Below are 23,694 nucleotides of genomic sequence, written 5' to 3' on the forward strand. Positions count from 1 at the left end.
GTGGTCGCGCGTGTGGAGTGAGACGCGAGCGAACTGACCGAGCGTGAAACTGACCAGCCGCGAATCGCCGCTTGCAGCCGCAGGGAGTTCGATGAAGACCTCGCGTCCCCTCAGCTTCGCCACAAGATCGGTCGGAACTCGTTTCTCGTACCGGTGCGGCGCGTCGCCGCGGATGACGGGTTTCGACATGTATCGGGCCATCTGCCGTGTCTCACGGTTTTGTATCACGGTTCCGGCCGATTTCGTCAACGATCTCAATAACTCAGGCACTTAGCCTCGATTTCCATCCTTCGGCATCAAGGACATCATCGACTGCGCCGGGGCGCCGGTGACCTGCGGCTCGCGCCTCACCGGCGACCGGGTGGCGGACACCGACGCGACGGTGGTGGCGCGTCTCAAGGCCGCCGGGGCGATCCCGCTCGCCATGCTGGCGACCACCGAATTCGCCTGCGGCTCGGCCCACAACCCGCGTTACGGCGCGGTCGCCAATCCGTGGAACCGGGCGCGCTGGACCGGCGGCTCCTCGACCGGCTCGGGGGCTGCGCTCGCCGCCCGGCTGCTGCCGCTGGCGCTCGGCACCGATACCGGCGGCTCGATCCGGGTACCCGCGGCCTGGTGCGGCATCACCGGGCTTAAAGCCACCCGCGGGCTGGTGCCGCGCACCGGCGTCGCGCCCCTGTCCTGGACCCTCGACCATGTCGGCCCGATGGCCCGCTCGGCCGAGGATCTGGCCCGGGTGATGCCCTGGATCGCCGGCCCCGACGGCGCCGACCCGCACGCCGCCGGCCGCTACGACGCCTCGCGGGCACGCGGGGTGTCGGGCCTGAGGATCGGCGTGCCGGACGGCTGGTTCACGCAGATGCAGGACGGTGCGGTGCTGGCCGCCTGGCAGGCGATGCTGCGCGTTCTGGAGCGGCAGGGCGCGCGCCTCGTGCCGGTCGATCTCGGTCCGGTCGCGACCGCGCACCAGGACGGCTACACGATCGTGATGGCGGAACTGGCCGCGCTCCAGGAGCCCGACCTCGACCGCGCCGCGGCGCTGGATCCCGGCACCCGCGCCCGGATGGATCAGGGCCGGCTGTTCTCCGCCACCGACTACCTGCGCGCCCTGCGCCGCCGGCCCCTGGTGCTGGCGCAGGTTCTCGACGCCTTGGAGGGCGTCGACGTGCTGGTCACCCCGGGCCTCGGGGGCGAGGCGGCGGCGCTCGACAGCCTCACGGTCGAGGTGAACGGCGAATCCCACCCGCTCCAGGCGGTGCTGCCGCGCAACACGATGCTGTTCGACACTACGGGACTTCCGGCCCTGATGCTGCCGACCGGTCTCGGGCGGACCGGGCTGCCGGTCGCCGCGCAGGTGGTGGGGAAGCCGTATGACGATGCCCTGTGCTTAGGCGTGGGGGCGGCGTTTCAGCGGGAGACGGGGCATCATCTTGGGGTGCCGCCGGAGGCCGGGTGATCCGTCATCGTCCGAGGGTCGAGTGCGCGGCCGCCACGAGCCACGCCGCCATCGCGGGCGCAATCTCGGCGGCCCGGTCGCTCCACCGCGCCACCTGAACCTTCGAGGAAGGCCGCATCTCGGTCCGCCGCACCAGGCGGGACAGACGGCGCCGGTGGAGCGCGTCGGCGACGAGGAGCGAGCGTGCGAGGACGATGCCGTTGCCGTCCTGCGCCGATCGCAGGGCCCCGCCGATGTCGCGGAAGCGCATCGCGGGCGGGCGCCGCCCGTCGTCGCCGAGCCAGGTGACCCAGGACCATTCGTTGCCGAGGCCGTCGGCGGCCTGCCCCTTCGCGAGCAGCGGCAGCCGGCGCCAATCGCCATCCTCACGGGAGCGACGGAGCAGAGGGGCGGCGACCGGAAAGACGGTCTCGGCCGGGAACGGTACCTCGCATCGGCTGCCGCCCTGCGCCTCACGGGGGATCCAGTGCAGCGCCAGATCGGTCTCGCCCGGTTCGGCTCCGGGCCTGCCATCCCACGTCGTCACCTCGATCGTGACAGCCGGAAACGCCGCCGCCAGGTCTGGAAGACGCGGTGAGAGCCACCAAGCCAGCACGGCCCCACCGACGCCGATCCGGAACGGCCGCGAGGCCCGCTCGCCCGCGACCCGCTCCCGCAATCCCGCCAGCGTCTCGAGCAGCGGGGCAACGTCCCGCGCGAGGCGCTCGCCCGCCGGCGTCGGCCGCAGGCCCGGATTCAGCCGCTCCAGCAGCGGGGCGCCGAAATGCTCCTCGAGGCCGCGCAAGCGGTGGCTGACGGCACTCTGGGTGAGGCCGAGCGCGGCGGCGGCCCGCGTCACGCTCCCGTGCCGCAGCACGGCATCGAACGCGACGAGACCGGGGAAGGGGGGCAAGCGGCGCATTGGACTCATCCTGAGCCCATGAAACGGGTTCATGCGCGCCGTTTCATAACAATGGCCCGAGATGCTGATGCATCGGGCCATTGGTCCATCTCGAATTTTCGATTTCAAGCCAGAGGCTTGGCGAAAATTCGAGAGCGGAACCAAAGGTCGTTTCCAACGACCGTTGGTATCAACTCTCATTTGCTTCGATCGCGGTGGGTCATGCTGATCGCGGCCATGACCAGCCCACACAATCCCTCCGTCACCTTGCCCTCCGTCACCTTGCCCTCCGTCACCTCGCCCGCCGCTATCTGGGATCGGCACGCGCGTCTCACCGCCTGCGTGCTCGGCTTGGGCGCCTTCCTGACGCAGTTCGACGTGACCGCCCTGGTCGTCGTCATGCCGAAGATCGGCCGCGACCTCGGCCTCGGCATGCCGGGCCTCGCCTGGGTCGTCGATGCCTACAGCCTCGCCTTCACGGCTGCCCTGCTGGCGGCAGGGGCCCTGGCGGATCGCCACGGACGGCGCCGCGTCCTGCTGCTCGGCAACGCCCTGTTCGCCGCCGCGTCCGTCGCCTGCGCGCTGGCCGGGACCGCCCCCGCCCTGTGCATCGCCCGCGCCGCGCAGGGCATCGGCGCGGCCTTCCTGATCACCGGGGCCATCGCGTCGATCGCCGGCGCCTTCCCGGATCCCGCCCTGCGGGCCCGCGCCCTCGCCCTGACCGGGATCCTGTCGGGCGTCGCGATGGCGCTGGGCCCGACGCTGGGCGGCCTGCTCGCCGCCTGGCTCGGATGGCCGGCGATCTTCCTCGCCAACATCCTGCCCTGCGGGCTGATCGCGCTCGCCATTCCCCGCTTCGTCCAAGAGGCGCGGAGGGAGGTCAGGCATCCGGTCGACTGGCCGGGATTGCTAGTCCTGACCGGCGCGCTCGGTCTCGCGGTCGAGGGCGTCCTGCAGGCGCACAGCGCCCCGCTGGCGGGCCTGTCCGGCATTGCGGCCAGCCTCGCGCTCGCGGTCGCCTTCCTACACCGGCAGCGGCGACGGGAGCATCCGCTGATCGATCCGGCCCTCGCGTCGGATCGCGGCGTCTGCGCCGTGGTCGTCCTGCTGCTGACCGTCTCGGCCGGCTACTGGGCCGTGCTGGTCTCCCTGCCGGCCTTCCTGATGGCGGCCTACGGGATGGGCGCGCAGGAGGCCGGGGTCGCACTGCTCGCGGCAACCCTGCCGATGCTGGTGCTGCCCCCGGTGGGAAGCCGCATGATCCGGCGATTCGGCTGGAGGCACACATTCGGGAGCGCGCTCGCGCTGATCGCCTTCGGGAATGCGGGCTTGGCGGGGGCGGCGGGCGCCTCCGCCAAGCCCGGCGCGCTCGTCGGCATGGCGGCGATCGGCGCCGGGGTGGCCCTCGCGCATTCTCAGCTCACCGGCGCCGTCGTGGCCCTCGCACCGCGCGGGGCGGCGGGTATGGCCTCGGCCGTCACGATGGTGGCGCGTCAGGGCGGGTTCGCGCTCGGCGTGGCGGCGCTCGGGGTACTCGCGCCGTCGACGCCGGGCGGCACCGGCTACGCGGTCGTGTTCGCAGCCGCCGCAATCGCCGGCCTGGTCGGGCTCGGCGCCTGCACCGCATTGCCGGATCGGCCGCGGTGAGGCTTCAGGCCAGGTGCGGGCGTGATCGCCTCAATACTCCCACTCCGCCCCCACCCCCACGGCCGTCCGCCCATCCGCCCCGGCCTCGCCCTGGACCTTGATCCGCCCGGTCACGTCGTAGGTGATGGTGGCCGCGCTGTCCTCCGGACGCGCCCCGGCGCGCACGCCGACATTCACCCGCTCGCCGATCGCCCGCGACAGGCCGACCGCCGCACCGCCCTTCGATCCGGCCTGGATGTCGAGGCTGTCGAGGCCCAGCCCCTTGCGGGCGCTCTCGAACACGTCGGGCCCGCCCGATCCGCCGGAGAGCTGGGCGACGGCCTGCGCCAGTTGCAGCGCCTGGAACGGGGAGAGCCCGCCCGAGGCCTTCTTGAACAGGAGCCGCGACAGGACCTCGTCCTGCGGCAGCGGCGGCTCGGAGGAGAGCGCGAAGTCGGGCTGGTTGGCCGGGCCGGTGACGGCGATCTTGGCGGTGACGTCGCCGGCCTGGGACTGGGCCTGGAAGTCGAGGTCGGGCGCGGTCAGGTCGCCCGCGAAGGTCAGGCGGCCGCGGGTGAAGTCGAGGCGCTGGCCGACGATCTGGATCCGGCCGCGGCGCATCGCGAAGGCGCCGTTCGCCACCGGCGCCGCCGAGGTGCCGGTGAGGCGCAGCGAGCCGCCGAGTTCGGCGTCGATGCCGCGCCCGCGCACGGTGATGCGGCCGGGCGCGTTCACCGCGAGGTCGAGGGTGGCGAGGAAGGGCGGGGCCTTGCGGCCGCGCCGGGCCGCCGCCTCGCGCCTGGCCCGCGCCGCGAGGCGGGCGCGCATCTGCGGCGGGGTGTTGACGTGGCGGATGCCGGGCAGCGGCTGCACCGTGGCGGGCAGGCGGTCGGGCACCGACACGTCGAGGGAGACGACGTCGACCTGGCCGGAGACCCGCGGGGTGCGGGCGAGCGGCCCGGTGAGCGACAGGTTGAGGCCGGTGATCAGCGTCATCAGCTGGCTCGAGACCAGCTCGGCCCGGTCGGCCCGGATGGTCAGGTTGCCGGGAAAACCCGCCGCCGGCTCGACGGCGACGCGGCCCTGGACCTGGAGCGTGCCGCCGTTGCGGGTGGCAGCGGTCAGGCGCTCGATCACGAGCGTGTCGCCGCGCCCGGCAACCCGGCCCTGGATGTCGGTGAGGCTGACGCCGTTCAGCGGATCGGTGAAGCTGCCGCCGGTGAGCACCGCCGAACCGTCGATCTTCAGGGCCTGGAGCGTGCCGCCGATCCCGGCATCGAGCGCGACCCGGCCGGTCAGGCGCTGGCCGCCCGCCGCCAGCAGGGTGTTGGCGAGCGCCGCATCGACGGTGCCGCGGGTGCGCAAGGCGAGCGTGCCGCCGGCCTCGACGGGGATCGAACCGGACAGGGCGATCTGCACCCCGCGCCCCGCATTCACCGTCCCGTCGAGGCCGGCGCGGCCGTCCTCGATCCGGCCGGAGGCCTTGGCGTCGATCGGCGGCAGGCCGGCGGAGCGGGTCTCGGGCGTCACAAGGCGCGAAACGCTCAAGGAATAGCGTCCCTCCGGGCTCGCGGCCGGACCGGTCAGCGCCGCCTCGCCGTCGAGAATGCCCGACAGATTCAGGCTCGGCGAGGCGATGCGGGCCATGGCGAGCGGCAGGCTCTTGAGACCGAGCCGCAGGTCGAGGGTCTTGCCGATCGTGCCGTCGAGATGGGCCCGGCCGGAGCCGGCGGCGATGGCGAGGCCCGCCACCGTCACGCCCTCGTCCTTGACGGTCACGGTCGCGGGACCCGCGAGCGTCAGCCGGTCGGCCCCGCGCACGGCGCTGAAGCGCGACAGGTCGAGGCGGGGATGGGCGGCCGGGACCAGCCGGGCGGCGCCGTCGAGGGCAAAGCCCCGGGCCCGGGCCTGAAGCACGAGGTCGCTGCCGTCGGGCGCGGGCTTGGCGTCGAGGCGGATCGCCTCGATCGTCTCGGAGCCGGCCACGAGCCGGTCGGCGTTGAGCCGGCCGGAGACCCGGGGGCTGGTCCAGAGGTCGGTACCGGCGAGATCCGCGTCGAGGCGCGAGAGCGCCACGCCGGCCGCCCGCACGCCCTCGCCGGTCGCCCGCACCGTCGCGTCCTGCTTTCCGCCAGTGCGGCTCAGCGCGACCGCGGCGTCGAGGCGCCCCTGGAGCCGGGTGAGCGCCAGGGCCGAGAGGTCGTCGAGGTTGCCGGCCTTGAGCGACACCGCACCCTCGGCGAGGCGGGAGGCCGGATCGACGGCGGCGCGGCCGGTGAGCGCCACCGAGCCGAGGGTCAGGCCGAGCCGGTCGAGCACCCAGTCGGCGCCGCGCCTGGCGAGGTGGAGGTCGCCGGAGAGCGGCTTGCCGTCGACCCGGCCGGACAGGGCCACGGTGCCGTCGAGGGCGCCGGTGGCGTCGGTCACGTTCGCCTTGGCCGCGAGGTCGCGGATCGGCCGGCCCATCGCCCGGGCCTCGGGGGCCGAGACGGTCAGGGCGACGTCCGGGTGCTCCAGCGATCCGGTGAGACGCGCCTCTAACCCCGCCTTCCCGGCGAGTTCGGGATCGAGGGTCGCGAGGTCGGCGAGGTCGACCCGGCCGGTCATGTCGGCCTTGGCCTCGGTGGCGCGGCCGTCGACCGTCGCGGTCACCGCCGTGCCGCTCAGGCGCGCGGCCTGGACGGCGTAGCCGTCGGGCAGGCGGGTGAGGCGGCCGGCGAATCGCGGCTCGCGGCCGAGAGTCCGATCGAGGGCGGGGGTGCCGAGGAACAGCTTTTCGGTGCTCGCCTCGACATCGGCGGTCACGCCGGCCCGGCCGGGATCGCCGGAGAGCAGCGCCTTCACGGCGACGCGGCCGCCGAGCGGCCGGCCGGCGGCGAGCGAAAAGGCGGCGAGGTCGGGCAATTCCGCCTGGAGCGTGCCCGCCACCACGTCGCGGCCGATACGGCCGGCATAGCGGGCCTTGGCGGTCGGCGCCTCGATGGTGACCGCGTCGAGATCGGCGACGCCGTTCGGGTCGATGCGGCCGGTGAGGTTAAAGGACGCCTTCGGGCCGATCGCCCGCCGCATGGCCGGATCGGCGAGGTGGAGGCCGTCCACCTCGGCCTTCGCGTCGAGGCGGAAGGACTGGCCGTCCGGTGTGCGCGGCAGCGGCTCGGCGACGAGGTCGGCGCTCGCCCGGCCGAGCCGGCTGCCCGCCGCCGAGAGGCCGGCGGCGCGCAGGGTCCCGCGCACGGCGGGGGCGGCGAGGGGGCCTTTCAGGCTCGCATCCAGCACCAGGGCTTCGAGGGTCGAGTCGCCGGCCTTGGTCACGCCGCCCTCGGTCGGCAGGGCGCGCGCCTGGAGGGTCAGGTCGGCGTTGCGCGCGGCGTCGACCCCGCCGTTCAGCGCCAGCCGCGCGGTGCGGGAGGTCAGCTCGAACCGGTCGACCTGCACCGCGCCGGAATCGGCGAAGCGCAGCGACCCGTCGAGCCGGGTGGTGCCGGAGAACACGGCGGCAAGCGGCCCGGGCATCAGGCCTTCGACCCGCGAGGCGAGGTCGAGCACCATCCGGCGCTCAGCCCCGACCCGGTCGATGCGGGCCTTGCCGTCGGCGCCGATGCCCTCGCCGGCCTTGAAGGCGAGAGCCGCGTTCCAGGCGTCCAGCGTGCCGTTGCCGTCGAGGTCGAGGCTGACCGGCGGCAAGCCGGGCAGGTTCATCAGCCGTGCCGCGAGGCCGCCTTCCGGCTCGTCCTGGGCGAGCTTCACCTCCAGGCGGCTCGTCTCCGGCACGTAGACGAGCTTGAGGGTCACGGTGCCGGGCTTGTCGAGCCGGCGCAGGCCGAATCCGAGATCGAGGCCCTCGCGCGGGTCGCCGAGGGTGGCTTGGCCCGCCCCGCCGATGCGGGCGGCCTCGCCGAGCACCGGCTCGCCGAGCACGAGGTCGGAGAGCGCGAAGGCCTTGACCACCACCTTGACCGGCAGGTCGGGCAGCAGGGCCTCCTTGTCCTGCGACGGCGGGGTGGCGGAGGGCAGGGGGCGGCGCAAGACCTCGAGCCGCCCGATCTCCAGCCGGTCGATCTCCAGGCGCCGCGACAGCAGCGCGGTGCGGCGCCAGATCAGCCGCGCCTTGTCGAGGCGCAGCCAGACGCCGTCGCGGTCGGCGATGGCGACGTCGCGGATCGTGGCGTCGGAGGAGAGCGCCCCGTCGACGGCGCCGATCGAGACCCGCGAGGCCGGGGTCGAGAGGGCCCGCGACAGCAGGTCGCCGAGGATCGTGGTCTCGCCCTCCGCCGCCTCGCCGGTGGCGGCGTGGCCGAGCCAGGCGAGGGCCAGGAGGCTGACGGCGATGGCGGCGGTGAGGAGGCGCGAGGCCCGCATCTGCATCATCAGAAGGCCTGACCGAGGCTGATGTAGAGGGCGACCGGCGGCTGCTTGAGCTGCTTGTCGGGGTTCAGCGGCACCGCGAGATCGACCCGGATCGGGCCGATGCCGGTGTAGTAGCGCAGGCCCAAGCCCGCCGCGACGCGGATGCGCTCGTCGAAATCCGGTAGGGTGCCGGCAAACGCCGTGCCGGCATCGACGAAGGGCACGATGCCGATCGTGTCGGTGATCTTGATCCGGCCCTCGATCGAGCCCTCGAGCAGCGAGCGCCCGCCGATCGGCAGCTGGTAGGGGCCGATCGGCCCGACGGTGCGGTAGGAATAGCCGCGGATCGAGCCGCCGCCGCCGGCAAAGAAGCGCAAGGACGCCGGCACGTCGGCAAGGCTCGCGCCGCTGACCGAGCCGAAGCCGAGGCGGGCGGCCAGGATGTAGCGGCCCTCGTCGTCGAACGCATAATAGGTCGAGCCTTGCGCCTTGGCGATGAGGAGGTCCGGGCTGTTGCCGAGACCCGCATAGGGGGTGAGCGAGGCGGTGACGCGAAAGCCTCGGGTCGGGTCGAGCAGGCTGTCGGTGGAATCGTAGGTGACGCCGGCATTCAGGCCGAGGAGGGCGTAATCGACCTTGCCGAGCGCGTCGCGATCCGAGCCGAACCGGCCGTCGAGGCCGACCTGCGCCGAGAAGGCGTCGGCGAAGCGGCGGCGCACCGCCACCGTGAAGCCGGTGGCGTCGCTGAGATAGGATTGCTGCACCTCGCGGCCGATGAAGGCGCTGGCGAGGAGGTCGTTGCGGGTGCCGAACAGGGCGGGCTTGACGAAGGTCGCGGCGAGCCGGCCGCCGAGCCCGTTGGTCTCGATGCCGGCGAGCTTGCGGCGGCGGGCGTAGTAGTCGGTGCCGAGGCCGAGATAGGACAGGTCGGCGTCGATCCGCAGGGTCTCGCCGCCGCCGAACAGGTTGCGGTCGGCCCAGTAGGCGCGCACCCCCGGCCCGTCGACGGTGGAGTAGCGGGCCGACACCCCGACGATGTGCGGCGAGCGCTCGGTGACGTCGACGAAGACCGGCAGGGTGCCGTCGGGGTCGAGCGCCGTGCCCTCGCGCACCCGCACGCCGCCGAGCGCCTCGATCCGCGAGACCGAGCGGCGGATGTCGGACAAAGCCTGCGGCGAGTAGGGATCGCCCGGCTCGGCATAGATGAAGGAGCGCACCACCGCCGGATCGAGGTTTTGCGTGCCCCGCACCGTGACGGTGCCGAGCCGCGCCTTCGGCCCGGGATCGACCACGAAGGTCACGTCCATGACGTGGGCGGTGTCGTCCACCACCGGCTGGCGCCGCAGCACCTTGGCGAAGGGGTAGCCGTCGCGGCGAAACGCATCGATCAGCGCCGCCTCGCGGGCGAGCACGGTCGCCGAGCGGGCCGGCACCTCGCCGTCGAGGCGGGTGAGGCGGGCCGGCACGACCTCCGGGGGGAAGGGCTGGCCTTCGGGATCGAGCACCGTGAGGGTGCGCAAGTGATAGAGCGGGCCCTGGTCGACGGAGATCCGCACAGCCACGAGGCTGCGGTTGCGGGCGGCCTCGGCGGCGCGCACGGCGGCCAAAGCCGCGGCATCGCCGCCGAGCACCACGTCCTCGATGCGGAAGGTCACCCGGCCGGCATAGTAGCCGAATCCCGAGAGCGCATCGACGAGGCGGGGCGCGTCGGCCTCGGCCCGGCGCAGCAGGCCCTCGCCGTCCGGTGGCGCGTCGTTGCGCAGGCGGTAGAGGCTCGACGTGTCCTGGAGGGCGCGGAGCAGGTCCTCGTCCTCGACGCCCTGGAAGCGGACCGCGTAGGGCAGGGCGGCCGGGCTCGGCGCCGGCGGCGCCTCCTCGGACCCGAACAGGCCGAACAGGTCGAAGGCCCGCGCCGGCTCCGCCGCCCCGAGACCCAGGACGAGCCCGAGCCCGAGCGTCGTCGCCACTCCCGCACCCGACGGACGCGCCCTGTTCGCGCCGCGATGATCGACCCGCTCCCGCATGCCCCCCGGCCGTGCTTGCCGGCTCCGCCCCCCGAGGCGAGCCTTGAAAAAAATTCTTTCACGCCGACGGCGTGCCCGATGCCCGCCATCGTCGCGGACCGTGATCGATGGCGAGCCTTCCCGTCCCCCGCCGCATCGCGCCCGACACGATGGCGATCGAGACACATCTGCCCTAAGGGTCGGGGGAATTCGTGTTCAAACCGTGACCGTTGTCCCGCCCGATCCCGGACCAAGCTAGAGCATAAGCCGGCGGAAGGGGAGCCGCAGACGGGAAAATGGGCCGGCTGGACGGGTCCAGGGCCCTGCGCCAACCCTGTTGATCCCGCGGGACGATCGTCCGATGCCCGCGGCGCGCGGTCGCGCCTGCTGCGAGCCGGGCCGGCGCGTTGAGCGTATCCGTGTCATCCCCGCTGTCCACAGGGTCTCGTCCATGGTTCCGGTCGTGTTCCACCCGGCCTACGAGGCCGCGCTGCCGGAGGGCCACCGCTTCCCGATGGGCAAGTACGGGCAGCTCGCCGCCACGATCACGGCCCGCGGCCTGGTGCCCGACGGCTTCGTGATCCCTGAGCCCGCGAGCCCGGACCTGATCCGCTTCGCCCATGACGCGGTCTATGTCGAGCAGGTCGTCACCGGGACGGTGCCCCGCGCGGTCGAGCGGGCGATCGGCCTGCCGGTCGATGCCGGGGTGGCGCGGCGCTCGCTCGCCTCGGCCGGCGGCACGCTGCTCGCCGCGCGGCTGGCGCTCCGGGGCGGCCTTGCCGGCAGTACCGCGGGCGGCAGCCACCACGGCAGGCGCGACGGGGGGCGGGGGTTCTGCGTCTTCAACGACGTCGCGGTGGCGGCGCTCGCCTTGAAGCGCGAGGGCACGATCCGCCGGGCGCTGGTCATCGACCTCGACGTGCACCAGGGCGACGGCACCGCCGATTGCCTGCGCGGCGAACCCGACCTGTTCACCTTCTCGATGCATGCCGAGAAGAACTACCCGACCGACAAGGTGCCGGGGGACCTCGATATCGGCCTGCCCGACGGGCTGACCGACGACGATTACCTGGCGGCGCTGAGCCAGCACGTGCCGCGCCTCCTCGACGGGCAGCGCCCGGATCTCGTCTTCTACAATGCCGGCGTCGATCCCCACCGCGACGACCGGCTCGGCCGCCTGGCGCTCTCCGACGACGGCCTGCGCCGGCGCGAGGCCTACGTGATCGGCGAGGCGCATCGGCGTGGCATCCCCCTCGCCGCGGTGATCGGCGGCGGCTACGCGACCGACATCGCGGCGCTGGCGGCCCGCCACGCCCTGGTCTTCGAGGCGATGGCGGAGCGGGCGTGACGCAGGCATCGGAACGGCTCAGGCTGTTCGGCCGTTCTATCCCGGAAGACCTCACGCCAGCGCACTCGGAGGATACGATGAGCCTCATCGGCCGGATCGTCACCAAGATCCTGGGGAACGACGACCCCCGCACCCGCCCCGACGGCCGCTACGACGACCGGGTCCCCTACACCGATTCCGGCAACCTCGTCGGCCGCCTCGTCACCAAGATCCTGCGTCGCTGACACCCCGATCCCGCATGACCGACACGACGCCCCCGCCGGCTCCCCGGCGGGGGCGTCGCCGTTTTCGAGGCGGGCGCGATCGTTTGGGAGAAAATCCACTCGCGGTGCGCTTTCGCACTTGCGAACACGCCTCAGGGGCTTATCTTCGGCACTGCACGGTCGCGATGGCGTCGCGGCCCTGCAGCCCTCTTTGGGCGTTTCCTCCCTAGACTTCGGGCCGCTCGCAAGAGCGGCCTTTTTTCTTGGGCGCTGGGAGTCGTTCTCCGCGCGAGCGGCGTTGATGCCGCCCCCATCCCATCTGCGACCTCATCCTGAGGTGTCATACGCTTTCCGATTGATCGCTTCGCGATGCGGAAAGCGGCTTCGCTCAGGCGCCGCGTGGGCTGGTGATATGGAATCCGGACGTGATCTTCCGGATTCCATATCAATCGATTGAAGATTGACTGACCTCGAAGGCGGGCTCCAGTGAGACGCAGAGGTTTCTGGGGCCCTCCTTCGAGGCTCCCTTCGGTCGAATGCGATCTTCGATCGCCGGCACCTCAGGATGAGGTCGTGGGTGGGACGGACGGAGAGACCGATTCATCCGCATCCTCATCGATCGAACCGGCGGCGCGCGCCTGGGCCAGAGACCGCCGTTGCGCCCGCGCCACCCGCGCCACGCCCCGCGCCGCCCGCGTGTCCGGCACCGTGACCGCCTCCCCGGCGAGGATGCGGTCTTTCAGCGCCACGAGCGCCGGATCGCCCCAGCGGGCCAGCCAGTCCTGGAACACGGCATGCCGGCCGAGATCGTAGCCGCTCGCCGTCAGCGGGTGCGACGGATGCAGGTGGATGACCGGGGCGAGGCCGGCCGGGATCGGGGCCGTGGCGGCGTGCAGGCGGCCCTGGCGCAGGAGCTTGTCGAACCAGAGGGCGCGCGGCCCCGGATGGGCGTCGGGCAGCACGACCTCGATACGGTCGCGGCCGTGGACCGCCACCAGCACCGCCCCGAGCCCGGGCAGGCGCTGCCAGAGGGCGGCGTCGGCGGGGCGCCCGCAGGCGGCGCGGAGCGCCCGGACGGCGTCGCCCCGCACCCGGGCGAAGAGCCGGGCCTGGCGCAGCGGCAGGCCGAGGCCGAACAGCACCCCGTCCCGGTCCCCGGGCCGCGCGGCTTGCGTGTCGGGGCCGCGTTCGCACACGGCGGTGGCGACGCAAGGCGGCAGGTGGGCGAGCGGCCGGCACAGGGCGAGAGCCTGGCTCCCGGCCTCGCCGCCGAGCGCCGTCTCGTAGGCCACCGGCACCAGGGTGTCGGCCCCGCCCAGCACCAGGGCGCCGCGGGGGGTGACGAGGCCGGGGCGCCCGCCGCCGGGCCTCGCCGCCGGCTCGCCGGGATCGCGCCGGAAGGTGGCGCCCGCCCCGTAGCCGCCGAGGCTCCAGGTCACGTCGGGATCGGCCAGGGCGCGACGCAGGACCGCCCTCAATGCGACGCGGTCCGGTCTCGGTCGGACTGACAAAGGGTCTCTCAAAGGGCCTCGGGGTACTCCAAAGGGCCTCGCCCGCCTTGAGCGCAGCGCAGCAAACCGCTACCTCTTCGGGGGCAGGGGGCGCCTGCCGGGATCGAGTATCGCCAATCGTGTCGGAACCCTCGCCGCTGATCCCCGATCCGGACCCGCCGGTCACCCGCAAGCGGGTCAGCGTCCGCGGCCGGCTGCGCAACTACTTCTTCACCGGCGTGATCGTCGCCGGCCCGCTGGCGATCACGATCTACATCACCTGGTGGTGCATCAGCCTGATCGACGGCTGGGTCAAGCCGCTGGTGCCCTCGGCCTACCTGCCCGACCATTACCTGCCGTTCAGCGTGCCGGGCTTAGGCCTCGTCATCGCCTTCGTGGCGCTCACCACGCTGGGCGCGCTCACCGCCAACCTCGTCGGCCGCTCGGTGGTGGAGTTCGGCGAGGTGCTGCTCGCCCGCACGCCGGTGATCTCGGGGCTCTATCGCGGCCTGCGCCAGGTCTTCGAGACGCTGTTCTCCACCAGCGGCACCTCGTTCCGCACCGTCGGCCTGGTCGAGTTCCCAGTGAAGGGCACGTGGTCGATCGTGTTCCTGTCGGCCCCGGCGGGGCCCGACGTGCAGACCGCGCTCGGGACCGGAAACGACCATGTCGGCGTGTTCCTGCCCTGCGCGCCGAACCCGACCACCGGCTTCTTCTTCTACCTGCCCCGCTCCGAGGTGATCGAATTGTCGATTAGCGTCGACGACGCGGCAAAGCTGGTGATGTCGGCCGGGGTGATCCAGCCCGAGGACCCGCAGAACCGCCTTCAGGCGATGGCGGCGGGCCTGCGCGCCGCCCAGGTCGGGCCGATCGACGTGCCGGAGCGGACCCGCCTGGACGCGTGATACGAATTCCGGAAGGTTCCTTCCGGAATTCGTACCACAAGCCCGCGCGGTGAAGCCGTAGGCTTCACACGTTTGAGCGAAGCCGACTTCCGCCTTGCGAAGCAGTCAATCGGAAGTCGTATGAGGCCGCCGGCCTCCCGCGGGGACGATCGTGCCGCGGGCGCGCCTCCTTTCAGCCGGCGCGAAGAATGCTACTGGGACGCGCGCAGCCGGGAATCGCGCCGGCCGGCGCCGGCGGATCTCCATCCGCGGCCGCTCCACCCGAGCCCCCCCCCCCCGCGACCGCCCGACAGACAGGATCGCCCTTCCCCCGTGACCGACGATACACAGAACCCCGCCGCGCTCGGCCGAGCCGGCGACGGGACCGTGCGGCCCGACCTCGCGGCGCTGGCGCGCGAGGTGGCGCGCCATTGCGCGGCCTACCGGGATCCCGTCCCGAGGCTCGCGCTCCGGCAGGTCGCCAACACCCTGCTGCCCTATCTCGCCCTCTGCGGATTCATGCTCTGGGCGGCGGCGCAGGGTTACGAACCCTGGGTGCTGCCGCTCGCCGTGCCGGCCGGCGGGCTGCTGGTGCGGCTGTTCATCATCCAGCACGATTGCGGGCACGGCTCGTTCCTGCCCTCCCGCGCCGCCAACGACCGGCTCGGCCGGGTCTTGAGCCTCCTGACAGTGACCCCCTACGACACCTGGAAGCGGGCGCACGCCCTGCACCACGCCTCCACCGGCGACCTCAGCCGCCGCGGCACGGGCGACATCCACACGCTGACCGTGCGCGAATACCTCGCCCTGTCGCAATGGCACCGGCTGCGCTACCGCCTCTACCGCAACCCGTTCATCCTCATCGTGCTCGGCTCGCCGCTCAACTTCCTGGTCCTGCAGCGGTTGCCGTTCGGCGGCGGCCTGCCGTGGCGCACGGCGTGGCGGGACGTGCTCGCCCTCGACCTCGCGCTGGTCGCAGGCACGGCGCTGCTCGCCGCGGCGGCCGGCGGCATCGGGCCGGTGCTGTGGGTGCTCCTGCCGGTCGTCAGCGTCGCCGCCTGGATCGGCGGCTGGCTGTTCTACGTCCAGCACCAGTACGAGGAGACCGTGTGGGAGGGGCCCGAGGCCTGGGACTTCCACCGGGCGGCGCTCGGCGGCAGCTCGTACTACGTCCTGCCGCGGGTGCTGCAATGGTTCACCGGCAATGTCGGCCTGCACCACATCCATCACCTCAACAGCCGCATCCCGAACTACCGCCTCCAGGAATGCCTGGACGGTCACGCGACGCTGGGCGAGGTCGGCCGCCTGACCCTGCGCGACAGCCTGCGCTGCCTCGGGCTCGCTTTGTGGGACGAGGAGGCCCGCAAGCTGATCGGGTTCTCGGGCTTGCGGGCCGCGGCCGGGCAGGCGGCGTGACCGGGGAGGGGCGGGGTGTGCTCCACCCCGGCCGGCCTTGAGTACCTAAGCCTTGAGTACCTAAGCCTCTTGGGCTAGTTCTCCGCGCCGCAGCGGCCGGGGAGCCGCGTGAATCCAGGGAGGCTCCATGCCCTTGCGTCTGATCGGTGGCGGACTCGTCGGTCTCACCCTCATGGCGGCGAGCACGCTGGCGGCCGCCGACACCCTGCCGGCGCGCAAGGCCGGCCTGTGGGAGAGCAAGACCGTCTCGGCGGAGGGCAACACGACCGCCCGCCAATGCATCGACGAGAAGACCGACCAGATGGCGCAAGGCGCGCTCGGCGCCGGGCAGTGCTCGAAGCGCGATTTCGTCAAGACGAGCACCGGCTACAAGGGCGAGACCGAGTGCAAGATCGGCCCGATCTCGGCCAGCGGCACCAGCGTGATCACCGGCGACTTCGCCAGCAAGGTCCACATGGACGTGGACACGACGCTGACCGGCATCCCCAACACGAAGGAGCCGGTCCGGCGCAAGATGGTGATCGACGCCACCTATCTCGGGCCGTGCGAGGCGGGGCAGAGCCCCGGGGACATCATCCTGCCGGATGGGAAGATCGTGAAGATGCCGCAGGGGGTGGGGCGGTAGGGGTCGGGCGACGGGCGTTCGAGTCGCCGCGGGAGGGGCGGTGCTGGCGGGCTAGACCGGTTCAAAGTCAATCCGCACCATCCCATTCCGTGACCGTACATTTCCACCACCACACCAGCGGGCTGCACCTCGGCGCCTACGCTGGTGAGATGGCTTGGCGCAAGGATCATCGACGTAAGAGCATGTCCGAGATCGAACGCGATCGTCTCGAAGCTGCTCATTCAGGCTTGCGCGAACGACTTGTCGACGATCGAGAGAATTTCCGGCCTGCCATCGGTCGAGAGCCTGCGCCACAGCACCCGCTTGCTGCCGAGGCGGGAGACGAACCGACCATCGTCGGTCGGCCTGGTTGTCACCGGATTCTCGATCTCGCCGCTCGCGAACAGACGCCGCAGAGCCGATTTCTCGGCCGGTGCGAGCGAGGCGAGCTGGGCGGCGGCCGAGTAGCTGACGTCGAACTTGACCGCGCTCATCATGCCGTCCTCACAGCACGGATTGGGGTCCGTCGCGGACGCCAGTCTACGGAGTCGCCGCGCCCCGCGACAACCCCGACCGGATACGGGAGACGGCCTTCCGGCCGCCCCCTCACGCCGCCTTCTTGCGCGTGATCAGCTTCACCAGATCCCGCAAAATCCCCGTCGTCTCCTTCAACCGCTCCGCCACCGTGGCGAGATCGCGGATGAAGACCACGCTCATGTCCGGCCGCACCTTGGCGAAGGAGCGCTGGTCGGCGATGTAGCCGGCGAGCTTGGCCGGGTTGGCGAAGGAGCGGTCGCGGAAGTGCATGACGATGCCCTTCGGGCCGGCCTCGACCTTCTCGACGTTGGTCTCGCGGCACAGGATCTTGATCGTCACGATCTTCAGGAGCTCTTCCACCTCCGGCGGCATCGGGCCGAAGCGGTCGATCAGCTCGGCGCCGAAGCTCTCCAGTTCCCGGTCGTTCTCGAGCGTCGCGAGGCGGCGGTAGAGGCCGAGCCGCACCGAGAGGTCCGCGACGTAGTGCTCGGGCATGGTGACCGGCGCACCGAGCGCGATGGTCGGCGACCATTGCTCGTCGGTCGGCAGCGCGTTGCCGGACTTGAGCGCCGCGACCGCGCTCTCCAGCATCTGCTGGTAGAGCTCGTAGCCGACCTCCTTGACGTGGCCGGACTGCTCGTCGCCGAGCAGGTTGCCGGCGCCGCGGATGTCGAGGTCGTGGCTGGCGAGCTGGAAGCCGGCCCCGAGCGTGTCGAGGGATTGCAGGACGCCGAGGCGCCGTTCCGCCTGCACCGTCAGGGTCTTGCCCTCGGGCGTGGTGAAGAGCGCGTAGGCCCGGGCCTTGGAGCGGCCGACGCGGCCGCGCAGCTGGTAGAGCTGGGCAAGGCCGAACATGTCGGCGCGGTGGACGATCAAGGTGTTGGCGGTCGGGATGTCGAGGCCCGATTCGACGATCGTGGTGGCGAGCAGGATGTCGTACTGGCCCTCGTAGAAGGCCGTCATCACGTCCTCGAGCTGGCCCGCCGCCATCTGGCCGTGGGCCACCGCCACCTTGGCCTCGGGCACCTCGCGGTCGAGGAAGCGCTTGACCTCCTCCAGGTGCTCGATGCGCGGCACGACGTAGAAGGCCTGGCCGCCGCGATAGCGCTCACGCAGGAGCGCCTCGCGGATCGAGAGCGGATCGAACGGCATCACGAAGGTCCGCACCGCCAAGCGATCGACCGGCGGCGTCGCGATGATCGAGAGCTCGCGCACCCCCGTCATGGCGAGCTGGAGCGTGCGCGGGATCGGCGTCGCCGAGAGCGTCAGGACGTGGACCTCCGACTTCAGCGCCTTAAGCCGTTCCTTGTGGGCGACGCCGAAATGCTGCTCCTCGTCGATGATGATGAGGCCGAGATCCTTGAACACGATATTTTTCGCCAGGAGCGCGTGGGTGCCGACGACGATGTCGACCGAGCCGTCGGCCAGCCCCTCCCGGACCTTCTTCAGGTCGGCATTGCCGACGAAGCGGGAGGCCTGCGCGACGTTCACCGGCAGGCCCTTGAACCGGGCCTCGAAGGTGCGGGCGTGCTGGCGCGCGAGAAGCGTGGTCGGCACCACCACCGCGACCTGCTTGCCGGAGAGCGCGGTGACGAAGGCGGCGCGGAGCGCCACCTCGGTCTTGCCGAAGCCGACATCGCCGCAGACCAGCCGGTCCATCGGCCGGCCGGAGGTGAGGTCGCCCAGCGTCGCGGCGATCGCCGCCTCCTGGTCCTCGGTCTCCTCGTAGAGGAAGCGGGCGGCGAACTCGCCGTAGGTGCCCTCGGGCGGGGCCATCTTCGGCGCCGACTTCAGGAAGCGCTCGGCCGCGACCTTGATGAGGGCGCCGGCCATCTCCATGATCCGGCGCTTGAGCTTGGCCTTGCGCGCCTGCCAGGCCCCGCCGCCGAGCTTGTCGAGGGCGACGTCGGCATCCTCCGAGCCGTAGCGGGTCAGGAGTTCGATGTTCTCGACCGGTAAAAGCAGCAGGCCGCCGCTATACTGGATCTCCAGGCAATCGTGGGGCGCGCCGGCCGCCGTCACGGTCTTGAGGCCGACGAACCGCCCGATGCCGTGATCGGCATGGACCACGAGGTCGCCGGGGGCCAGCGCCTGCACCTCCAGGATCACGTCCTGGGGGCGCTTGGCCTTGCGCTTGGGCCGCACCAGCCGGTCGCCGAGGATGTCGCCCTCGGCCACCACGGCGAGTTGTCCGGCGGAGAACCCGCCCTCCAGGCCCCAGACCGCGACGCCGAGATCCTGGCCGCGCTTCATCGCCAGGATGTCGGAGAGCCGGGTGATGGTCTTGGGCTTCGGCAATCCGTGCTCGGTCAGCACGCCGCAGAGCCGGTCGCGCGAGCCTTCCGACCACGCCGCCAGGACGACGTGATGGCCCGACGCCTGGAGATCGCGCACGTGGCCCACCGCCGCGTCGAAGACGTTGACGCCCTCCTGCGCCCGCTCCGGCGCGAAGCTGCGGCCGGGCGCGCCCTCGCAATCGATGAGGCGACGCCCGGACACCTCCGGCACGTCGAAGGGGGCAAGCCGAGCGACGGTGGCGCCGTCGATCCGCTTCGCCCACTCGTTCGGCGACAGGTAGAGCGCGTCGGGTTTGAGCGGCTTGTAGGGGGCGGTGCCGCTCTGGCGCTCCTTCAAGGCCTCGCAGCGGGCGTCGTAATAGTCCTGGACCTGGGCCAGGCGCTCGGCCACCGCGTCGTCGGCCTGGTGATCGAGGATGAGGGGCACGCCGGCGACGTAGTCGAACAGCGTGTCGAGCTTATCGTAGAACAGCGGCATCCAGTGCTCGAGGCCGGCATAGCGCCGGCCCTCGCTGATCGTCTCGTAGAGCCGGTCGTCGCGGGTCGCGGCGCCGAAGGTCGTGACGTAGCCCTGGCGGAAGCGCCGGATCGTCTCGGTGGTGAGCTGCACCTCGCTCATCGGCACGAGATCGAGGGAGCGGAGCTGCCCGATGGTGCGCTGGGTCTCGGGATCGAAGGCGCGGATCGATTCGAGGGTGTCGCCGAAGAAGTCGAGGCGGACCGGGTTCGGCAGCCCCGGCGGCGACAGGTCGATGATGCCGCCGCGCACCGCGTATTCGCCGGTATCGCGCACGGTGCCGGTGCGCAGGAAGCCGTTGGCCTCGAGCCAGGCGACGATCTGGTCGGTGTCGAGCGCGTTGCCCGGCGCGGCGGAGAAGGTCTCGACGGCGATGCGGGATTTGGGCGGCACCCTTTGCACCAGGGCGTTGACCGTGGTGGTGAGGATGCGCGGCTTCTCGGCCGAGGAGCGGGTGCGGGCAAGCCGCGACAGGGCCGTCATCCGCTGCGCGGCGATGGCGGCGTTCGGCGAGATCCGGTCGTAGGGCTGGCAGTCCCAGGCCGGGACGCTCATCACCTCGATCTCGGGCGCCACGAAGGACAGCGCGCTGGCGAAGGCCGCCGAGCGGGTGCCGTCGCGGGCGACGTGGACCAGGACCGCCGGCCCCTCGGAGACCTGCGACAGGGCCCGGGCGAGATCGGCCACCACCAGGGCGTCGAACCCGTCCGGCACGCGGGCCAGCGTCGCGCTGTCGCCGGCCTTCAGCGCCTCCACCGCCTTGGTCAGCGCCGCGGATTTCGGCAGGGCGAAGCGGGCGGCCGCGGGCTTTTTCGCAGGCGCGGGCGGGGCAGGGGGCTGGGAGGAGCCTTTGGGGGTGGGCTTGGCCATCGGGTCTGAGCGGGTCTTTTCAGGCGGGCGGGGGTCGTAAACAGTGGTTCGTTGGCACGATCAACGCATCAGGACGAGGCGCAGGCCTTGAACCCTCCCCCCTCTGCGGGGGAGGGTGCCCCACGGAGTGGGGCGGGAGAGGGGGCGCCGCTTCCGGAGAGGTCGCGACCGTGGTGGCGGGCACCCTCTAGATCAGCGTCGCGCTGCCCCTCTCCCGGCTCACTGCGTTCGCCACCCTCCCCCGCAGAGGGGGGAGGGTTGACCCGCGCCACACCATGAGAACTCGCGCTCGTCAGCACCGCCTCACAGATCCACCGGCGCCCCGTGCTGGTGGAACGCTTTCATCCGGCGATAGACCGCGGTGTCGTAGTTCGACGGAACCTCGGCCTCGTCGGTGATCCAGCGGAAGAGATCGCGGTCCGGCACCTCGATCAGGAGCTCGAAATCGTCGAGTTCCTCCTCCGTGAGGGTTCCGATCTCGGCATCCGCGAAGCGGCCCATGATCAGGTCCATCTCGCGGGTGCCCCGGTGCCAGGAGCGGTAGAGCGTGCGGCGGCGGCGCGGATCGAGGTCGGCGCTGGTGCGGGTGGTGCCGGTCATCGCGAGATCAAATCCTCGGGCTGGTCCGGAGCGGCTTTACCGCCCGGGGCGCGGGTGCGAAACCCTGCGACTGATATGGGGTTCGTCGCAGCCTGCGACACCCGCAAGGCCGCAATCGCGGCCGTGTGGTGTATAGAGCCCCCGGTTTCCCTCCGCGCCCGCCCCGATGTCGCTGCGTCCCTCCCTGCTCGATCCCCTGTTTGCTCCCGCGACCGTGCTGCCGGGGGCCGGTCCCAAGGTCGCCGTGCTGATCGACAAGCTCGTCGGCACGCCGGAGCGCCCGGCCCGGGTGGTCGACCTGCTGTTCCACCTGCCCCAGCGCGGCATCGCCCGGCAGCTGCGCGGCTCGATCGCCGAGGCGCCGCCCGGCGAGCCGGTGACGCTGGGCGTCACGGTGGCGGCCCACCGCCCGCCGCAGATGGGGGGCGGGCGAAAACCCTTCCGGGTGCTGGTCGAGGACCAGACCGGCGACATCACCCTGGTGTTCTTCAACCTGCCCCGCGCCCGCATCGAGAAGATGCTGCCGCTCGGCAGCCACCGCTACGTCTCCGGCCGGATCGAGCTGTGGGACGGCTTTCGCCAGATGGTGCATCCCTCGCGCATCCTCGACGAGAAGGGCCTGGCCGACCTGCCGGCGGTGGAGCCGATCTACGGCGCCACCGAAGGCCTGACCTCGCGGGCGATCGGCAAGCTCGCGCTCTCCGCCCTCGACCGTCTCCCCATCCTGCCCGAATGGCAGGACCGCTCCTTCCTCGACCGCCAGGGCTGGCCGGCCTTCGCCGAGGCGCTCCGCACCGAGCACCGCCCGGCGGAGGCCGCCGAGACCGAGGAGGATCTGAAGACCCCGGCCCGGCGGCGGCTCGCCTACGACGAATTGCTCGCCTCGCAGCTGGCGCTGGCTCTCGTGCGCAGCCGGATGCACCGCCCGCCCGGCCGCACCAATGTCGGCGACGGCGTCCTGTCGCGGCGAATCGAGGCGGGCCTGCCGTTCGGACTCACCGGCGCGCAGACCCGGGCGCTTGCCGAGATCCGCGGCGACATGGGCTCCGAGCGGCGCATGCTGCGGCTGCTCCAGGGCGATGTCGGCTCGGGCAAGACCGCGGTGGCGCTCCTCGCCATGGCCTCCGCGATCGAGGCCGGCCGGCAGGCGGCGATGATGGCGCCGACCGAGATCCTGGCCCGTCAGCATGCCGAGCGCCTGCGGCCGATGGTGGAGGCAGTGGGGTTGAGGCTCGCGCTGCTCACCGGCCGCGACCGGGTGGCGGAGCGCCGGGCGACGCTCGCGGGCCTCGCCGACGGCTCGATCCACATCGTCGTCGGCACCCACGCGCTGTTCCAGGACGACGTGGCGTTCCACGATCTCGGCCTCGCGGTGGTGGACGAGCAGCACCGCTTCGGCGTGCACCAGCGCCTGGCGCTCGGGGGGAAGGGGGAGGCGGTCGACATCCTGGTGATGACCGCGACGCCGATCCCCCGCACGCTCGCGCTCACCTATTTCGGCGACATGGAGGTCTCGGTCCTCGACGAGAAGCCGGCCGGCCGCCAGCCGATCAAGACGGTGCTGGTCTCGACCGACCGGATCGAGGAGGTGACGCTGGGCCTGGAGCGGGCGCTCGCCAAGGGCGACCGGGTCTACTGGATCTGCCCGCTCGTCGCCGAATCCGAATATGTCGACCTCGCCGCCGCCGAGGAGCGGTTTTCCGCGTTGCGCGAGCGCTTCGGCGCGGATGTCGGCCTCGTCCACGGCAAGATGCCGGGCAAGGACAAGGACGAGGCGATGGAGCGCTTCGCCGCCGGCGACACCAAGATCCTGGTCTCGACCACCGTGGTGGAGGTCGGCGTGGACGTGCCGCAGGCCACCGTGATGGTGATCGAGCATGCCGAGCGCTTCGGCCTGGCGCAATTGCACCAGCTGCGCGGCCGGGTCGGGCGCGGCTCGGGCGCCTCGACCTGCCTTCTCCTGTTCAAGGGGCCGCTCGGCCAGGTCTCCCGGGCCCGGCTCGAGATGATGCGCGAGACCGAGGACGGCTTTCGCATCGCCGAGGAGGATCTTCGCCTGCGCGGCGAGGGCGAGGTCCTGGGCACACGGCAATCGGGATTGGCCAATTTCCGCCTTGCCCGGCCAGAGGCCGACGGCGACCTGATCGTGGCGGCGCGGGACGATGCCCGGCTGATCGTCGAGCGCGATCCGGGCTTGAAGTCGGAGCGCGGCGACGCGTTGCGGGCGCTGCTCTACCTGTTCGAGCGCGACGCGGCGGTGAAGCTGCTCCAGGCGGGGTAGGCGACGATCCCTGCCGATGCAGGGGCTGCCCGGGGAAAAGAAAAGGCGCGGGTTCTCTCCTCTCCCCGCGGGCGGGGAGAGGGCCGAGCCCCCGTCCAGGGGGCTCGGCAAGCGGAGGCGAAAGCCGGAGCGAGGGTGAGGGGGTCTCGACGGATGAGGCTCCTCCGGAGACACCCCCTCACCCTCGCCCTGCGGGGCTCGCTTCATCCCCGACAAGGGGGATGAAGCCCTCTCCCCGCCCGCGGGGAGAGGGGAAACCCGCGCCATTCTTGTCCCGGACCGCTCTGCTGCCCGGTGGCAGGCCGGATGGTCAAAAATCATCCGCTCCCGCCCCC

15 protein-coding genes are annotated in these 23,694 nt (G+C 72.1%); 8 read left to right on the plus strand and 7 right to left on the minus strand.

The features are described from left to right. The first annotated feature begins 328 nt into the window (after positions 1-328). Positions 329-1,456, plus strand: a complete 1,128-nt coding sequence (locus AC3AOF_RS22480) for an amidase (protein WP_488346548.1) — start codon at positions 329-331, stop codon at positions 1,454-1,456. Positions 1,457-1,460: 4 nt separating this feature from the next. On the opposite strand, the gene AC3AOF_RS22485 is transcribed toward AC3AOF_RS22480, so the two are convergent. Then, positions 1,461-2,357 carry a LysR family transcriptional regulator gene (locus tag AC3AOF_RS22485; protein ID WP_488346549.1) on the minus strand — a complete coding sequence of 299 codons (897 nt, stop codon included), beginning with the start codon at positions 2,355-2,357 and terminating at the stop codon, positions 1,461-1,463. Positions 2,358-2,573: 216 nt separating this feature from the next. Between AC3AOF_RS22485 and AC3AOF_RS22490 the strand changes: the two genes are divergently transcribed. Next, complete coding sequence (locus AC3AOF_RS22490; RefSeq protein ID WP_488346550.1) at positions 2,574-3,983, plus strand: MFS transporter; 1,410 nt, start codon at positions 2,574-2,576, stop codon at positions 3,981-3,983. A gap of 30 nt (positions 3,984-4,013) precedes the next feature. Here the strand turns inward: AC3AOF_RS22490 and AC3AOF_RS22495 are convergent, their stop codons facing one another. Both AC3AOF_RS22495 and AC3AOF_RS22500 read right to left on the minus strand, forming a co-directional pair. Beyond that, positions 4,014-8,321 carry a translocation/assembly module TamB domain-containing protein gene (locus tag AC3AOF_RS22495; protein WP_488346551.1) on the minus strand — a complete coding sequence of 1,436 codons (4,308 nt, stop codon included), beginning with the start codon at positions 8,319-8,321 and terminating at the stop codon, positions 4,014-4,016. An 8-nt stretch (positions 8,322-8,329) separates the two neighbouring features. Beyond that, positions 8,330-10,333, minus strand: coding sequence for an autotransporter assembly complex protein TamA (locus AC3AOF_RS22500; protein ID WP_488346552.1), 2,004 nt, complete (start codon positions 10,331-10,333; stop codon positions 8,330-8,332). 430 nt (positions 10,334-10,763) lie between these two features. On the opposite strand from AC3AOF_RS22500, the gene AC3AOF_RS22505 reads away from it, so the two are divergent. Then, complete coding sequence (locus tag AC3AOF_RS22505; protein WP_488346553.1) at positions 10,764-11,660, plus strand: histone deacetylase family protein; 897 nt, start codon at positions 10,764-10,766, stop codon at positions 11,658-11,660. A 77-nt stretch (positions 11,661-11,737) separates the two neighbouring features. Then, positions 11,738-11,884 (plus strand): TFIIS helical bundle-like domain containing protein, encoded by a 147-nt coding sequence (locus tag AC3AOF_RS22510; protein ID WP_236988797.1) that lies wholly within the window; start codon positions 11,738-11,740, stop codon positions 11,882-11,884. Positions 11,885-12,423: 539 nt separating this feature from the next. On the opposite strand, the gene AC3AOF_RS22515 is transcribed toward AC3AOF_RS22510, so the two are convergent. Next, the gene (locus AC3AOF_RS22515) at positions 12,424-13,341 is read right to left on the minus strand and encodes a DUF6925 family protein (RefSeq protein ID WP_488346554.1); all 918 of its coding nucleotides are present in this window, start codon (positions 13,339-13,341) and stop codon (positions 12,424-12,426) included. A gap of 152 nt (positions 13,342-13,493) precedes the next feature. Here AC3AOF_RS22515 and AC3AOF_RS22520 point away from each other — a divergent pair, with 152 nt between their 5' ends. The 3 genes from AC3AOF_RS22520 to AC3AOF_RS22530 all read left to right on the plus strand — a co-directional run bounded on the left by AC3AOF_RS22520 (position 13,494) and on the right by AC3AOF_RS22530 (position 16,278). Beyond that, positions 13,494-14,258 (plus strand): DUF502 domain-containing protein, encoded by a 765-nt coding sequence (locus AC3AOF_RS22520; protein WP_488346555.1) that lies wholly within the window; start codon positions 13,494-13,496, stop codon positions 14,256-14,258. Positions 14,259-14,570: 312 nt separating this feature from the next. Then, positions 14,571-15,653 carry a fatty acid desaturase gene (locus AC3AOF_RS22525; RefSeq protein WP_236988794.1) on the plus strand — a complete coding sequence of 361 codons (1,083 nt, stop codon included), beginning with the start codon at positions 14,571-14,573 and terminating at the stop codon, positions 15,651-15,653. A 127-nt stretch (positions 15,654-15,780) separates the two neighbouring features. Continuing rightward, positions 15,781-16,278: a DUF3617 domain-containing protein gene (locus tag AC3AOF_RS22530; protein ID WP_488346556.1), complete on the plus strand. Its 498-nt coding sequence runs from the start codon at positions 15,781-15,783 to the stop codon at positions 16,276-16,278. Positions 16,279-16,499: 221 nt separating this feature from the next. Here the strand turns inward: AC3AOF_RS22530 and AC3AOF_RS22535 are convergent, their stop codons facing one another. The 3 genes from AC3AOF_RS22535 to AC3AOF_RS22545 all read right to left on the minus strand — a co-directional run bounded on the left by AC3AOF_RS22535 (position 16,500) and on the right by AC3AOF_RS22545 (position 21,078). Next, positions 16,500-16,751: a hypothetical protein gene (locus AC3AOF_RS22535; protein ID WP_488346557.1), complete on the minus strand. Its 252-nt coding sequence runs from the start codon at positions 16,749-16,751 to the stop codon at positions 16,500-16,502. Between the two features lie 112 nt (positions 16,752-16,863). Continuing rightward, positions 16,864-20,478 (minus strand): transcription-repair coupling factor, encoded by a 3,615-nt coding sequence (mfd, locus tag AC3AOF_RS22540; RefSeq protein WP_488346558.1) that lies wholly within the window; start codon positions 20,476-20,478, stop codon positions 16,864-16,866. A gap of 303 nt (positions 20,479-20,781) precedes the next feature. Next, entirely contained in the window at positions 20,782-21,078 is a 297-nt protein-coding gene (locus AC3AOF_RS22545; RefSeq protein WP_048435331.1) for an FAD assembly factor SdhE, read from the minus strand. A 166-nt stretch (positions 21,079-21,244) separates the two neighbouring features. Here AC3AOF_RS22545 and recG point away from each other — a divergent pair, with 166 nt between their 5' ends. Next, complete coding sequence (recG, locus tag AC3AOF_RS22550; RefSeq protein WP_488346559.1) at positions 21,245-23,359, plus strand: ATP-dependent DNA helicase RecG; 2,115 nt, start codon at positions 21,245-21,247, stop codon at positions 23,357-23,359. Positions 23,360-23,694: the final 335 nt, after the last annotated feature.

This window comes from Methylobacterium sp. 142-1Y, from assembly GCF_057747795.1.